We start from the raw sequence: 12743 nt of genomic DNA on the forward strand, positions 1-12743 counted from the left end.
CCCTCAGATCCGCAGGAGGGTGTCGAGCATGTCGCGGGCGGCGGTGAGCACCCGGGCGTTCGCGGAATAGGCGGTCTGCAGGGCGATGAGGTTCGACATCTCCTCGTCCACGCTGACGCCGGCCGACTTCGCGAACCGGCCCTGAGCGGTCGAGAGCGCGACGCTCTGGCCCGAATCGAGGCTGGACGCGTTGGCCGCCGCCGCTCCCTGCGCGGCGATGATGTCCTGCGCGAAGCTCGTCACGCTGGTCGCATAGGGCGCGGCGACGCCGCCGATCCCGCTCGACGACGAGAAGGTCTGCTGCGCGGTGGTCAGCGCGTCGTAGGCGAATTGCGCCCGCGTGGCGCTCGACCCGGTGTTCGCCGGTCCCGGCGCCGTCAGCGCCGCGGTGTTGGCGCCGAGGGCCGGGTTGACGGTGATGCGCTGCGCGAAGCCGGTGAGCTGCGAGCCGGCATCGAACGACCCGGTGAACAGGCCCTTGCCCGATCCGTCGACGAACAGCGCGATCTGCGGGTAGGCGGTGGAGAAGTCGGTCGCGCTCGTCGGCGCGGTCTTCGTCGCCGTGGCGGCCACCACGCTGAGGCCGCCGCTGCCCGACACCGTGACCGTCGCGCCGCTGGCGGTCGCGGACAGCGCCGAGCCATAGCCGCCGCCGAGCTTGCCCAGCGCAAGCTGGACGCCGGTGAGGCCTTTTGTGATGTCGAAGGTCTGCGCTTGCGCAGTCCCGTCGTCGGTCAGGCTCGGGTCGACCGACGTCGAGTCGCCCTTCGACGCGATCAGGATGACGTTGCGCATCGACCCGTTCGCGGCCTTCACCGTGAGGGTCAGCGTGTTGCCGGGCTGCATCCCGGTGAGGTCGATCGCCGTGCCCGCCCCGCTGGCGGTGCCGGTCGTGCTGGTGTCGGTGAGCGCGCTCGCCATCCCGGCGGCGAGGTCGTCGAGCTGGCGCTGCACCTGCGGCAGCGTCGTGTCGCGCAGCTCGAGGTTGGCGGCGATCGATCCGGAGCGCAGCACGCCCGGCTCGCCGAGGTCGATCTTGCCGCCGCCGGGCGTCGTCGCCGTGATGGTGCCGACGCTGCGCTTCGATGGATCGGTCGAATAGGCCGAGTTGGGCCCGAGGGTGGTGCGGCCGTCGAAGCTGAGCGTCGCTGCCGTGCCGCCGGCGACGAGGTTCACGCCGGAGCTGGTCGAGATCGAGACGGTGCCGTCGCGCTGGTCGGCGGTCTGGATGTCCAGGTAGCCGGACAGCTCGGTGATTTTCTGGTCGCGCTGGTCCTGCAGGTCGGCCAGGGTGGAATCGTCCGTGGTCGATTGGATCTTCACGTTGAGGGCGGCGATGCCGCTCAGCAGCGTGCTGGCGCTGGCGGTCTGGGTGCCGAGGCTCGCCTCGATGCCGCTGCGCAGGGCCTGGACGCTCGTCGCGATGCCGTTGATGCTGCCGGCGAGGCCCGAGGCGGCGTTGAGCACCGTCGTGCGGGCGGCGGCCGAGGTCGGGTTCGCGGCCAAGGTCTGAAGCGAGCCGGTGAAGGTGTTGACCAAACCGTCGAGCGCGGTCGCGCTGCCCGGCGTGCCGAACAGCGTGTCGACCTGCCCCGCGATGTCGGCCCTGGTGCTGGTATAGGCGGAGCCAGCGGTCTCGAGGCGGAGCTGCTTCAGGGCGGCGGCGTCGAAGCTGCGCGTGATCGTCCCGGTCGATACGCCGGAATTGCCGACGCCGGACGAGACCGTGGTGATCGTCCGCTTGACGTAGCCGGCGGTGCTCGCGTTGGCGACGTTCTGCGAGACCAGACCGATGGCGGTCTGCGTCGCCTTGAGGCCGGCGGTGGCCGTCTGGAGGGCGTTCAGAGCCATGGCGCCGGAGGTCCTCTCTCACTGCCGCGTGCGGATGACATGACCTCAGCGGATGATGTTGAGCAGGTCCGACATCATCGTCTGCGCGGTCGACATCACCTTCGTGTTGGCCGAGTACGCCTGTTGGGTAACGATCATCTTTGAAAATTCGCTTGCAATGTCCGTGTTCGACGATTCGACGCTGGCGCCCACGATCGTGGACCCGTCGAGGCCGGCCAGCGGCACGCCCGAATCGAGCGTCTGCGCGTAGGTCCCGTTCGACAGCGGCTTGAGCCCGTCCGGATTGATGAAGCGCGCGATGCCGACCGAGGCGAGCTTCACCGAGGAGCCGTTCGAGAAGGCGCCCATGATGCTGCCGTCGGTCCCGACCGAGACGGAGTTCAGGGTTCCGGCTGCGTAGCCGTCCTGCGTCAGGGCGTTCGTGGTCACCGCGCCGGACGCGGCGGCGTACTGGGTCAGCGTGGTCTTGTCGAAGGCGATGTTGATGCTGCCGAGATTAGTCCCGTTCACCGTCATGTCGGTGATCGTCGCGTCGCCGCCGGAGGGCTGGATCAGCTGTCCGCTGCTGTCGAAGGTGAAGCCGCTGCCCGCGTTGGTCCAGGCGCTCTTGGTTTGGTCGGCCGAGCTGTCGGCGGCGTAGAACAGATTCCAGATCGCCGGCTGGGCCGCGGTCGCCGGCGTCGTGGTCGCATCCGCGAGTTTGGCGTCCTGGATCTTCGCCCAGCGGGTGGTGACCTGAACCGGTGCGCCGGTCGTGGTGTAGGCGGTCAGCGACGGGCCGGCGATGCTGCTGTTGACGAACGCGGGAGCGTTTCCGGCGCTGACCTGCTTGTTCGCCGTGGCGGTGCCGTCGGTCGCGGTGACGAGCGCGCTGGTGTCCGGGAGCCCGTTGGCGTCCTCCGGCGTGTAGAGCGCGGATCCACCGGCCTTGGACGCGTTGGTCGTGGCCGGCGTCGCCGGCAGGTTCGCGCCGTAGGTGATCGTGGTGGTCGGCTTCGCCGCCAGCGTCTGGTTGGCGATCTTGATCGGGCCGGAACTCGAGACCTGACCCGTCACCGCATCGTAGTTCTGGCCCTGCAGGTAGCTCCCGGCGCCGTTGACGAGGAAGCCGTCCTTGTCCGGGGCGAAGTCGCCGCGCCGGGTATAGACCGGCGTGCCGGAGAAGGCGGCCTGCCCGTTGGCGTCCCCGGTCTTGGCCTGGACGGTGAAGAACCCGTCGCCGTTGACCGCCATGTTGGTCGCGACGGTCGACGAGGCGATGTTGCCCTGGAGGCTGTTCGTCAGCTGCGACTGGGCCAGCACCGTGCCGGCGACCTCATGCTTCGGCGTCTGCTCGGCGAGCAGGTCGACGAAGCTCGTGTCGATGCGCTTGTACCCGGTGGTCTGCGAGTTCGCGATGTTCCCGGAGATGTTGTCGATGGCGTAGGACTGGGCCTTCAGGCCCGAGACCGCCGTCTGCAACGCGGTGAAAATGTCCATGGCGCGCCGTCTTTCCCGGGTCGGCGACGCGCATGTGGCGGTCGCCTGATCGGGGATCGGCGCGCAACCGCCGTGCCAGGGCCAAGCCCTTGATATCGTTGAGCCGCCGTCGCCGAACCCGGCAGAAACCCACCGTTCCGGTCCGCCGACCCGGCAGCTTCTGCCGGCTGCGGCAGCGTTTACCGGCCCTTATCGTTGGCGCGGTAGAACCCGACGTCGTCCGCGGGACTCGGGACCCACATGCGTGCCAAGCGAACGAGCCTCGTCCACCTGATCTACTTCTCGCGCCTGACCCTGTCGTCGGACGTGCAGGTCCGCACCGGCCAGGTCGGCGAGATCACCCGGCACGCGCAGAAAAAGAACGAGTTCTCGGTGATCACCAGCTTCCTGCTGGTCGAGCAGAACTTCGCCGCGCAGGTGATCGAGGGCGAGCGCACCTCGGTGCACGAGACCTTCAACCGCATCTTCGCCGACGACCGCCACCGCGACGTGCAGATCTGCGAATGGCGCGAGATCACCAAGCGCGAGTTCGTCAATTCCTGCCGCAGCAGCATCCGCTCGTCGACGACCGACCCGCACTTCGCCAAGGCGAACCTGCTGCCGATGTTCCAGCGCGGCACGCCCAAGGCGAGCTCGATCCACGCGCTGGCGCTCGCGCTTCAGGCCGAGGAGATGTCCAAGCAGGGCATCGACCACCTCTTCATCTAAGGCGGGTCATTTCATTCCGGTGCAATCTCCGGGATGGAAGAGAGCAGTTTTTTCATCCCTTTCACCCAATCTCGCGATCGGACCTTGAACCCACGGCCCGCTCCATGCCGCAGACGATGTCATGACCGAGACGCCACCGATCCTCATCATTGACGACCAGGAAAAGCTCCTGCGCCTCATCGTGATGCTGATGAATCGCATCGGCTTCCCGGATGTCGAGGGCGTGACCGACGGCGTCGTGGCGCTGGAGCGGCTGCGCGAGCGGAAATACGCCCTCGTCATCTCCGACCTCGACATGGAGCCGATGGACGGCATCAGCCTGCTGCGCGAGATCCGCGCCGACGACGCGCTGATGAACACACCCTTCATCCTGACCGAGACGTCGTTCAACTTCGAGGACATCAACGTCGCCCACCAGGCCGGGGCCGACGCCTTCATCCTCAAGCCGTTCGACATGGCGGTGCTGAAGACCAAGCTGAAGCAGGTCCTCAACCGCAAGCCGCGCAAGCGCGAGGCGCCGATGGCCTCGGAATCGACACTCAGCGTCGATTTCCCGATGCTGGGCAAGTACTGATCCCGCGCCGGCGGCCGATCCGCGCCGGCGCTCAGGCCTGGCGCTTCTGGTAGTCCTTGATGTCGGTGAAGCGCACCGCCGGGTAGCGCTCCTCCTCGTAGCGCAGCGAGAAGGCGGTGGTCGCCATGAACACCGGGGCGCCGTCGAGGTCCTTCGCCATGGCCGAGCCGTGCGAATCGATGAACTTGTCGAGCTCAACCTCCGAATCCGACGCCACCCAGCGGCAGACCGAGAAGCGCGTCGCGTCGTAGTCGATCGGCAGGCCGTACTCGCCCTGGAGCCGCTCCTTCAGCACGTCGAGCTGCAGCGCGCCGACCACGCCGACGATCGCGCCCGAGCCGTCCTGCGGCACGAAGACCTGGACGACGCCCTCCTCGCCCATCTGCTGCAACGCCTCGCGCAGCTTCTTCGCCTTCATCGCGTCGGTGAGCTTGATCCGGCGCAGCAATTCGGGAGCGAAGCTCGGCACGCCGCGGAAGACGATGTCCTCGCCCTCGGTCAGCGTGTCGCCGATGCGCAACGTGCCGTGGTTCGGGATGCCGACCACATCGCCGGCGAAGGCCTCGTCGGCGATGGCGCGGTCCTGCGCGAAGAAGAATTGCGGGGCCGAGAGCGACATCGGCTTGCCGGTGCGCACGAGCTTCGCCTTCATCCCGCGCCGGAGCTGGCCGGAGCAGACCCGCATGAAGGCGATGCGGTCGCGGTGGTTCGGATCCATGTTCGCCTGGATCTTGAAGACGAAGCCGGTCATCTTCGGCTCGGTCGGGGCGACGGTGCGCTTGTCGCAATCCTGCCCGCGCGGCGGCGGCGCGAAGCGGGCGAGCCCGTCGATGAGGTCGCGCACGCCGAAATTGCGCAGGGCCGAGCCGAAGAAGACGGGCGAGAGATGGCCCTCGCGGAACGCGTCGAGATCGAAGGCCTTCAGCCCGCCCTCGGCGAGCTCGACCTCCTCGCGCCAGGCATCGGCCTCGCCGTTCTCGGTGAGCAGCCGGTCGAACAGCGGATCGGCGAAGCCGGCGACCGCTTCCGTCCCGGCGTCGTCGGCCGCGTCGAAGCGGCGGACCCGGTTGCCGCCGAGCTCGTAGGTGCCGGCGAAGTTGCGGCCGCGGCCGATCGGCCAGGTGATCGGCGCGACGTCGAGCGCCAGCGTCTTCTCGATCTCGTCGAGCAGCTCGAAGGGCTCGCGCGCCTCGCGGTCGAGCTTGTTCACGAAAGTGACGATCGGGATGTCCCGCAGCCGGCACACTTCGAACAGTTTTCGCGTCCGCGCCTCGATGCCTTTTGCGGCGTCGATGACCATCACCGCGGAATCGACCGCCGTGAGGGTGCGATAGGTGTCCTCGGAAAAATCCTCGTGGCCCGGCGTGTCGAGCAAGTTGAAGACGCAGTCGCCGTACTCGAAGGTCATCACCGAGGTGACGACCGAGATGCCGCGCTCCTTCTCGATGCCCATCCAGTCCGAGCGGGTCGAGACGCGGTTGCGCTTGGCCTTGACCTCGCCCGCGAGCTGGATCGCGCCGCCGAACAGCAGCAGCTTCTCCGTCAACGTGGTCTTGCCGGCATCCGGGTGCGAGATGATCGCGAAGGTGCGCCGCCGCGCCACCGGATCGGCGGGCGGCCTCGCCTCGGTCTTGGTCTGCGGCTGCATCAGCATCGTCAAAACGGCTCTCGGACCCGCATCCGGGGTCGGTGTCGTGGAGTTTCGGGCGGGCCTGCACACCCTTCGAACGGGGCGACCGACCTTTGCGCCCTCCTCTAGGCGCCCGGCCGCCGCTTGGCAAAGACGCGCGAGCGAAGCGACCGGCTCAGCCGCGGCCGATGAACGGCATCGCCGTGGCGGTCAGCGTCATGAACTGGACGTTGGCCGAGAGAGGCAACCCGGCCATGTAGAGAACGGCCTCGGCGACGTGCCGCGCATCCATCACCGGCTCCTGCCGGATCGACCCGTCGGCCTGCCGGACGCCGGCGGCGAACCCGTCGGTCATCGCGGTGGCGGCGTTGCCGATGTCGATCTGGCCGCAGGCGATGTCGTAGGGCCGCCCGTCGAGCGAGGTCGCGCGCGTCAGCCCGGTAATCGCGTGCTTGGTGGCCGCATAGGGCGCCGAGTGCGGCCGCGGCACGTGGGCCGAGACGGAGCCGTTGTTGATGATCCGGCCGCCGCGGGGATCCTGTTGCTTCATCATCCGGAACGCCCCCTGCGTGCATAGGAACGCGCCGGTGAGGTTGGTGTCGACGCTGGTGCGCCAATCCTCGAGCGAAACCGCGTCGATGGCGGCGGCCGGCGTGAAGATGCCGGCATTGTTGAACAGGAGGTCGAGCCGGCCATGCGCCGCCGCCACGCGGGAAAACAGCCGATCCACCGAGGCCGGATCGGTGACGTCGGCCTCGACGACGAGCGCCGCGCCGATCTTGCCCGCCACCGCGTCCAGAGCCGCACGCCGCCGCCCGGCCAGCACGACGGCATAGCTGGCCCGCCCGAGCGCCATCGCCACGACCCGCCCGAGGCCGGACCCCGCCCCCGTCACCAAAGCCACCCTGCCGCCCATCGCGCGCCTCACCACCGCCCCCGTCAAACCAGTTGCCTGTCCACGCATCCGCGTCTAGACAGCGCCGTCCTCTGGTGGGGCGTCGCCAAGTGGTAAGGCAGCGGTTTTTGGTACCGCCATTCCCAGGTTCGAATCCTGGCGCCCCAGCCAATTTCCGCGCATGTCGTTGAATTAGCTCCGTTTTCGCCCTGCGTATTCGAAGCCGGCACACATCCCTGTCGCACATGCCTGTAGCACAGGATGTGCCCCATGCCCGCCATCGCCCATGCCTACCGTCGCGGCGCAACCTACTCCTGGCGCCGCCGAATCCCGCAGCCGCTGTGCCAATTTTGTAAGGGCGAATCACTTATCGTCAGCCTTGGCACGCGCGATCCGCGCCGGGCCCGCTTCCTCGCCGGTCAGCTCACGGCCCATTCCGACGATCTGTTCCAGCACGCCATGGCCAACGCCGATCCCGACATCGTCATGACCTGCCGCCAGCTCGACGGCGTTTTCCGCGAGAGCTTGCTTGCTCATCTCGACAAGCTCGACCGCGTTGCAGCCGCCGAGCGGGTCGAGCCGAACTTTGACCCCGACGACAGCCGACGTTGCGACCAACGCATGGGCTGGGTCTTTCGCCTGCTGGCCGGCCGGGGTGCTGCCTCTGTCGTCGACGACGCCACCGCCGCGAAGATGGCCCAGCAGGGCCTTAGCCAAGAGGACGTCGCCGAGGTCAGTGCCACGCTTGCCATCATGATCGCGCAGGGCGCGCATCGAATGCCTCAAACACGCCTCGAAGCCCTCCTGAGCAACCAGGACGCTCCGGCGACGTCCGTGAACTTGGCGCTGGCGCAGGAGGCAACGTTTCGTGCGATGGCGACAGCCGCCTTCGCAACCGAGCGCCGCTATGACGGCGCGCGAATCGAGGACAACGCGAAGTTGGACGCTATCGTCCTCAGCGAGGTCGACACGATCTCAAGGCCTGCCGAAGCGTCCAGCGATGCCGCGGCCTCGCGGTCATCGGAGACACCCCCTCAACGCGTGACCGAGACCGCACGCGAGAGCACAGAACAGACGACGGATAGACCGTTGGCGAAAGGACCATTCGGCCCACGGATCGGGTCGCTCGACAACCATCCGGTCATCGTGTTCGGCGAAGCGATGATGGCGGCACGGGCCAGGGACGAGGACTGGGATATCAAAACGCAGGTCCAGGCCCGCCAGATCTTCGCCCTCTTTGCCAAGCTCCTGTTCGAGACGGGCATACTCGATGTCGCGGACCTGCGTCAGAGTCACCTCGCCGATCTGGTCGGCCTCTTACGCGCTGTATCGCCAAGCTATGGCAAGAGTCCGAAGGATCAGCACCGAACCACGGTAGAACTGAGAACTATCGGCGCCAGGCTCGCGCCGGAAAAGCGCGGGATTTCGGGCGCGACCCTGAATCGCCACCTGACCTTCATCGGCCAGTTGCTGACCTATCTGAAGGCACAGGGATTACTCATCGACTCAAATATCAGCGTCGCTCTTCTGCGAGCTAAGACCAAAAATCGTGCTCGTAACAAGCGCGCTGCACTGACCACCGAGGATGTCGGGGCCATCTTCCGACTGGCGTGCTTTACCGGCTGCAAATCCTGGCGGCAACCGTTCGAACCCGGCCCCGATACGATCCACAGGGCACTGTATTTCGCGATCATCCTGCTTTACTATACTGGCGCACGGCGAGAAGAAATTTGCGGCCTCCATGTCGACGATGTCTGCGAGGTCGACGGCGTTGCCTATATCGACATCCGACGAAATCAGACGCGGCGCATCAAAAACGACCAATCGGTTCGGTACATCGCCTTGCATCCAGAAATCCTGCGCCTTGGATTTATGGACTACGTCCGTGCGATTAAAAATCTCGGATACCAACTCGTATTCCCGGATCTGAAATCACCAAACTCCAAGGCTCCACTTGGCGACCGTCTCTACGACGAGTTCTTAGAGGGCATGAAGATCGCAGTTCCCGACGCTGCCGCCAGGAAGAAAGTTATCCACTCTTTCCGACATGCCTTGGGCAATAATCTGAAGCAGGCGCGCGTCCATACGGAAATCCGCGCCGATATCCTCGGGCATGGCGGCAAGGGCGAGACCGATGAGCGGTACTGCGATCCCATCGCCCTGCGTTCCATGCTGGCCGATCTGATCAAGCTGCCAGTTGTGACCGCGCATCTCGATGCGCGGTCCATTCGACTGCTGGAATGGGTTTCCGACAAAAGACCTGCGCCTTTTGCCCGTCAGTCGAAGCGTGCCATGAAAAGACCCTCGCCGCAGTTAAGGGGCTGACGCAGATTGGCGGTCCTTTTGTATCGCCGCTCGCATGTCCGAATTTGTCCGTACGTTGTAGCGCAAGGGTGTCGCTGGCAGGACTCGATTTCATGCTGGTTAACCGCTGCAAAAGCAACTACTTAGCTGTTCGTCGACTGTGGCTTGTTATGCACTTTTTACCGCATATTCAAGTAACTTCACATGCACTATGTGTGCGTCCGAATAGCTCGATCTTCACCAGCGGATCGCCGTTCTCCGACTGACGCTTATAGCTCTCATCCAGATCGAAGAACCCTGGCTGACCCATCCGAGCCTCTCAAACGCCAACGGCATCAGAGAAACACGACACCGCTCCCCACGGAAAGGGTATTTCCAGGTGTCCGCCCATGCAAATTGAAGTATCCTGGCTGAACCGTTTTAGCGTTTCCTAGGTTAACAGCGATAGGAAACCTTAATACCGCTCCAAGCGGCATAGATATTTCAAAGTAATAGTTCACTGTAAGTAATTACCCAGGCCCTTGCGCGGATCGGGTTTCGCTGCTTCTCTCGTGGGATGGGTCGCATCGATCTTGAGCGGTTGAGCCGCGAGGAGCTGATCGAGCTGGTGCTGCGACTGCAGCGTCCGGACAAGACCTCGCGCACCTCCTCGAAGCCGCCGGCGACTGACCGCAAGGAGCGGCGGGAGCAATCCAATCCGGCGGGGCCAAGCCCGGCCACGAGGGCCATAGCCGTGTGATGAGCGAGGATCCCGATGCGGTCGTCGAGCATCGTCCCGACCGCTGCTCGTGCTGCGGTGGCGCCCTGCACGGGGATCTTTCCGCCGAGGTCGTCAGCCTCTCCGAACGGATCGAGCTGCCGGAGGTGGCGCCGGTCGTCACTCAACATCGGCGGCTGGTCGTGCACTGCCCGACCTGCGGGACGCGGGTGGTCGCGCCGGTGCCGGAGGCGGCGCGGGGCACGCCGTTCGGCCCGTGGCTGCATGCGGTGGCGACGTATCTGAAGACCTTCCAGGCGCTGTCCTACGAGCGGTTGCAGGCGGCGCTGTCGGACCTGTTCGGTCTAACGCTCAACCCGGGCGGGCTGATGAACCTACTCCAGCGCGCGCAGAGGCACTTCCGCTCCGGTCGCGAGGAGGCCGTCTCGACGCTACGCCGGGCCGCCGTTGTCGCCTCGGACGAGACCGGCGTCCGGATCGAGGGCAGTAACGCTTATCACTGGGTGTTCCACGCGGCCGACGCCGTGGTGCACACGGCCTCGCCGACGCGGGGCGCCATCGTGGTGCGGGAGATGATGGACAGGCACTGGCCCGCGGTGTGGATCTCGGACCGCTACACCGCCCAGCAGGGTCATGCCGCCGCGCACCAGACCTGCCTCGCCCATCTCGCCCGCGACGTCGCCTACGTCGTCGAGACCAGCGAGGACCCCGTGCCCTGGCGGCTGCAACTCTGGTGGCGATCCGTATTCGCCCTGGCCGAGCGCGTCACCGAGCTAGCCGCCTCGACCCTGGCAGCCAAGCGCCGGACCTTGGATCGACAGCTCGGCGCCATCCTCGCCACGTCGAGCCGCTGCGACCTGACCCGCGACCTGCAGGCCAAGATCGGACGGGCGCGCCGTCAGCTTCTGGTGTTCCTCGCCCATCCCGGCGCGGTCGGACCGACCAAAAACGGTAGCGAGCGGCTGCTGCGCCCGGCGGTCGTCCAGCGGAAGGTGACCAACGGCTAACGTGCGATGTGGGCCGCCGAGGGCGAGGCCGATATCCGCACCGTCGTCGATACCGCACGCCTCACAGGCAGCACCTTCAGCACCATCCTCAAGACCGTCGGTCCCTGATTCCAGCCGTCACAGGCCTGAGTAATTACTGCTGTAAAGGTATACCTGACGCCCACCGACGTCCCGTAAGTTAATCAGCCTGATAACCCGTTTGGGCAATCGAACAAAAGCGTTATAGTTATTAAATCAGTAATCGAATTGAAAATTGGCGATTCATAAAGTATATTGCCATCCATAGCAATCGAAGTTAAACCCTCTTTCTCTAATATCTTGCAATGGAAGCGCAGGATTTCCTGCTATAGTACAACCGAAATCAAAGGTGATATTTATAATTTCTCGCGATGGTGTTGCTTCAAATACAATAGCGTCTCGATAACCATTCCTATCCTCAAAGTAATAAGATTGAATTACCCCATCTACGCGTATTTGAAGCCGATTTCGTTGGGATTCATCCGCGTAACCACGAACAAGGATTTGAAACTTCAAGAGGTAGTGCGCCGGTACTGGTATATATAATACCGCAACTCGAGTGGGACCTGTCCACACTGCACACTGATCAGTTCCAACACCATCGCGGCCGTGAAACCCAGTACCAACAAGCACGTCACGGACTGTGAAAGTCACCCAGCCGTCCTGCATGGTAGGGCGCAACCGTTTTACCGCAGCGACCGCGCCTTCAGGAAAAATAGGTGAAGAGGCATCACTAGCTAAACTTGCATGTCGAGATGCCCACAAGCGACTAGCTGCTTTGTAGATCACTTGATCATAAAAAGTTAAATCTTGGATTAACTGCTCCGCTGGCTCATATTCGTTCTCAAGTATTTCAAATGAACGTGTTTCATTTCGTCTTTCTCTTTTTCCTGGAGGAGCGAAACCAAGTATTTTTGATACTACAATTTGCATGCCCATGAGATTTTCAGTAAGACCAACGACATCAAAGTCTTCGAGCGCCCTCAAAGCTGGATCTAATAGTCTCTGAGCATCAATAGTGTCTCTTGCGAGATTTCCAACACGGCATGCCGCCATGGCGCGAACTAAGTAGTTGTCTAATAATACCTTGTTTGCGGCTCGACCATATTCAACCAGAAATTCTTTCAAAGGCAAGCGAACCACATCAACACCCATCTGCTGCAGTGTCTTGTTACTTTTAGACCAATCTTGTGCACTCAAACGCCGCCAGTCAGCAACTTGAGATAAGAGCCTGGACGATGGCTCGCGGAGAACTGTGAAAGCGAATGTCCCTGATGGGGCATAAGAAAGTAGCGGCGCATGAGTATGTATTCCATCGGAACAATAAAATATTTCACGAGAATCACGGGCTTCTGCATTTGCAGTTAGCCAATCTCCAATCCACCCTGAACGGCATCGCCGTTCTTCTGTTACCTGCATATCCAGCCATTCATTAAAACTGGTACCACCACACTTTTTCAGATGATAATGATAAAAGCGATTGTATCCATTTGAAAACATATTTTCTCCTGCGCATCAAGTTGGGTATTGCAAATATTTAATAAATCTAATAATATCCT

General features: G+C 63.7%; 8 protein-coding genes, 1 tRNA gene and 1 pseudogene. 5 read left to right on the forward strand and 5 right to left on the reverse strand.

Translation table 11 applies throughout. The features are described from left to right. Positions 1–3: 3 nt before the first annotated feature. The gene (flgK, locus tag ACFZ8E_RS19510) at positions 4–1851 is read right to left on the reverse strand and encodes a flagellar hook-associated protein FlgK (RefSeq protein WP_147725064.1); all 1848 of its coding nucleotides are present in this window, start codon (positions 1849–1851) and stop codon (positions 4–6) included. A 45-nt stretch (positions 1852–1896) separates the two neighbouring features. Then, on the reverse strand, positions 1897–3330 hold the full coding sequence (locus ACFZ8E_RS19515) for a flagellar hook protein FlgE (RefSeq protein WP_147725062.1): 1434 nt from the start codon (positions 3328–3330) through the stop codon (positions 1897–1899). Between the two features lie 240 nt (positions 3331–3570). On the opposite strand from ACFZ8E_RS19515, the gene ACFZ8E_RS19520 reads away from it, so the two are divergent. Further along, positions 3571–4038, forward strand: a complete 468-nt coding sequence (locus tag ACFZ8E_RS19520; RefSeq protein WP_147725060.1) for a BLUF domain-containing protein — start codon at positions 3571–3573, stop codon at positions 4036–4038. A 121-nt stretch (positions 4039–4159) separates the two neighbouring features. Beyond that, the gene (locus tag ACFZ8E_RS19525) at positions 4160–4612 is read left to right on the forward strand and encodes a response regulator (protein WP_147725058.1); all 453 of its coding nucleotides are present in this window, start codon (positions 4160–4162) and stop codon (positions 4610–4612) included. Positions 4613–4643: 31 nt separating this feature from the next. On the opposite strand, the gene ACFZ8E_RS19530 is transcribed toward ACFZ8E_RS19525, so the two are convergent. Further along, positions 4644–6260 (reverse strand): peptide chain release factor 3, encoded by a 1617-nt coding sequence (locus tag ACFZ8E_RS19530; protein WP_405044419.1) that lies wholly within the window; start codon positions 6258–6260, stop codon positions 4644–4646. A 157-nt stretch (positions 6261–6417) separates the two neighbouring features. Further along, positions 6418–7158, reverse strand: coding sequence for an SDR family oxidoreductase (locus ACFZ8E_RS19535; RefSeq protein WP_405043560.1), 741 nt, complete (start codon positions 7156–7158; stop codon positions 6418–6420). Positions 7159–7233: 75 nt separating this feature from the next. On the opposite strand from ACFZ8E_RS19535, the gene ACFZ8E_RS19540 reads away from it, so the two are divergent. The 3 genes and pseudogenes from ACFZ8E_RS19540 to tnpC all read left to right on the forward strand — a co-directional run bounded on the left by ACFZ8E_RS19540 (position 7234) and on the right by tnpC (position 11274). After that, positions 7234–7308, forward strand: a tRNA-Gln gene (locus ACFZ8E_RS19540). Between the two features lie 99 nt (positions 7309–7407). After that, the gene (locus ACFZ8E_RS19545) at positions 7408–9462 is read left to right on the forward strand and encodes a DUF6538 domain-containing protein (RefSeq protein WP_405043561.1); all 2055 of its coding nucleotides are present in this window, start codon (positions 7408–7410) and stop codon (positions 9460–9462) included. A gap of 535 nt (positions 9463–9997) precedes the next feature. Further along, positions 9998–11274, forward strand: a pseudogene (gene tnpC, locus ACFZ8E_RS19550) (IS66 family transposase). Between the two features lie 153 nt (positions 11275–11427). On the opposite strand, the gene ACFZ8E_RS19555 reads toward tnpC, so the two are convergent. Beyond that, positions 11428–12684 (reverse strand): hypothetical protein, encoded by a 1257-nt coding sequence (locus ACFZ8E_RS19555; RefSeq protein ID WP_405043562.1) that lies wholly within the window; start codon positions 12682–12684, stop codon positions 11428–11430. Positions 12685–12743 lie beyond the last annotated feature (59 nt).

The organism is Methylobacterium sp. HMF5984 (assembly GCF_045033435.1).
Taxonomy (GTDB): Bacteria; Pseudomonadota; Alphaproteobacteria; order Rhizobiales; family Beijerinckiaceae; genus Methylobacterium.

What these genes read in the sequence shown, in the direction of transcription:
- ACFZ8E_RS19520 (WP_147725060.1), top strand. Translation starts at nt 3,571, where the DNA reads ATGCGTGCCAAGCGAACGAGCCTCGTCCACCTGATCTACTTCTCGCGC.
- ACFZ8E_RS19515 (WP_147725062.1), bottom strand. Translation starts at nt 3,330, where the DNA reads ATGGACATTTTCACCGCGTTGCAGACGGCGGTCTCGGGCCTGAAGGCC.
- ACFZ8E_RS19545 (WP_405043561.1), top strand. Translation starts at nt 7,408, where the DNA reads ATGCCCGCCATCGCCCATGCCTACCGTCGCGGCGCAACCTACTCCTGG.
- flgK (WP_147725064.1), bottom strand. Translation starts at nt 1,851, where the DNA reads ATGGCTCTGAACGCCCTCCAGACGGCCACCGCCGGCCTCAAGGCGACG.
- ACFZ8E_RS19555 (WP_405043562.1), bottom strand. Translation starts at nt 12,684, where the DNA reads ATGTTTTCAAATGGATACAATCGCTTTTATCATTATCATCTGAAAAAG.
- ACFZ8E_RS19525 (WP_147725058.1), top strand. Translation starts at nt 4,160, where the DNA reads ATGACCGAGACGCCACCGATCCTCATCATTGACGACCAGGAAAAGCTC.
- ACFZ8E_RS19530 (WP_405044419.1), bottom strand. Translation starts at nt 6,260, where the DNA reads ATGCAGCCGCAGACCAAGACCGAGGCGAGGCCGCCCGCCGATCCGGTG.
- ACFZ8E_RS19535 (WP_405043560.1), bottom strand. Translation starts at nt 7,158, where the DNA reads ATGGGCGGCAGGGTGGCTTTGGTGACGGGGGCGGGGTCCGGCCTCGGG.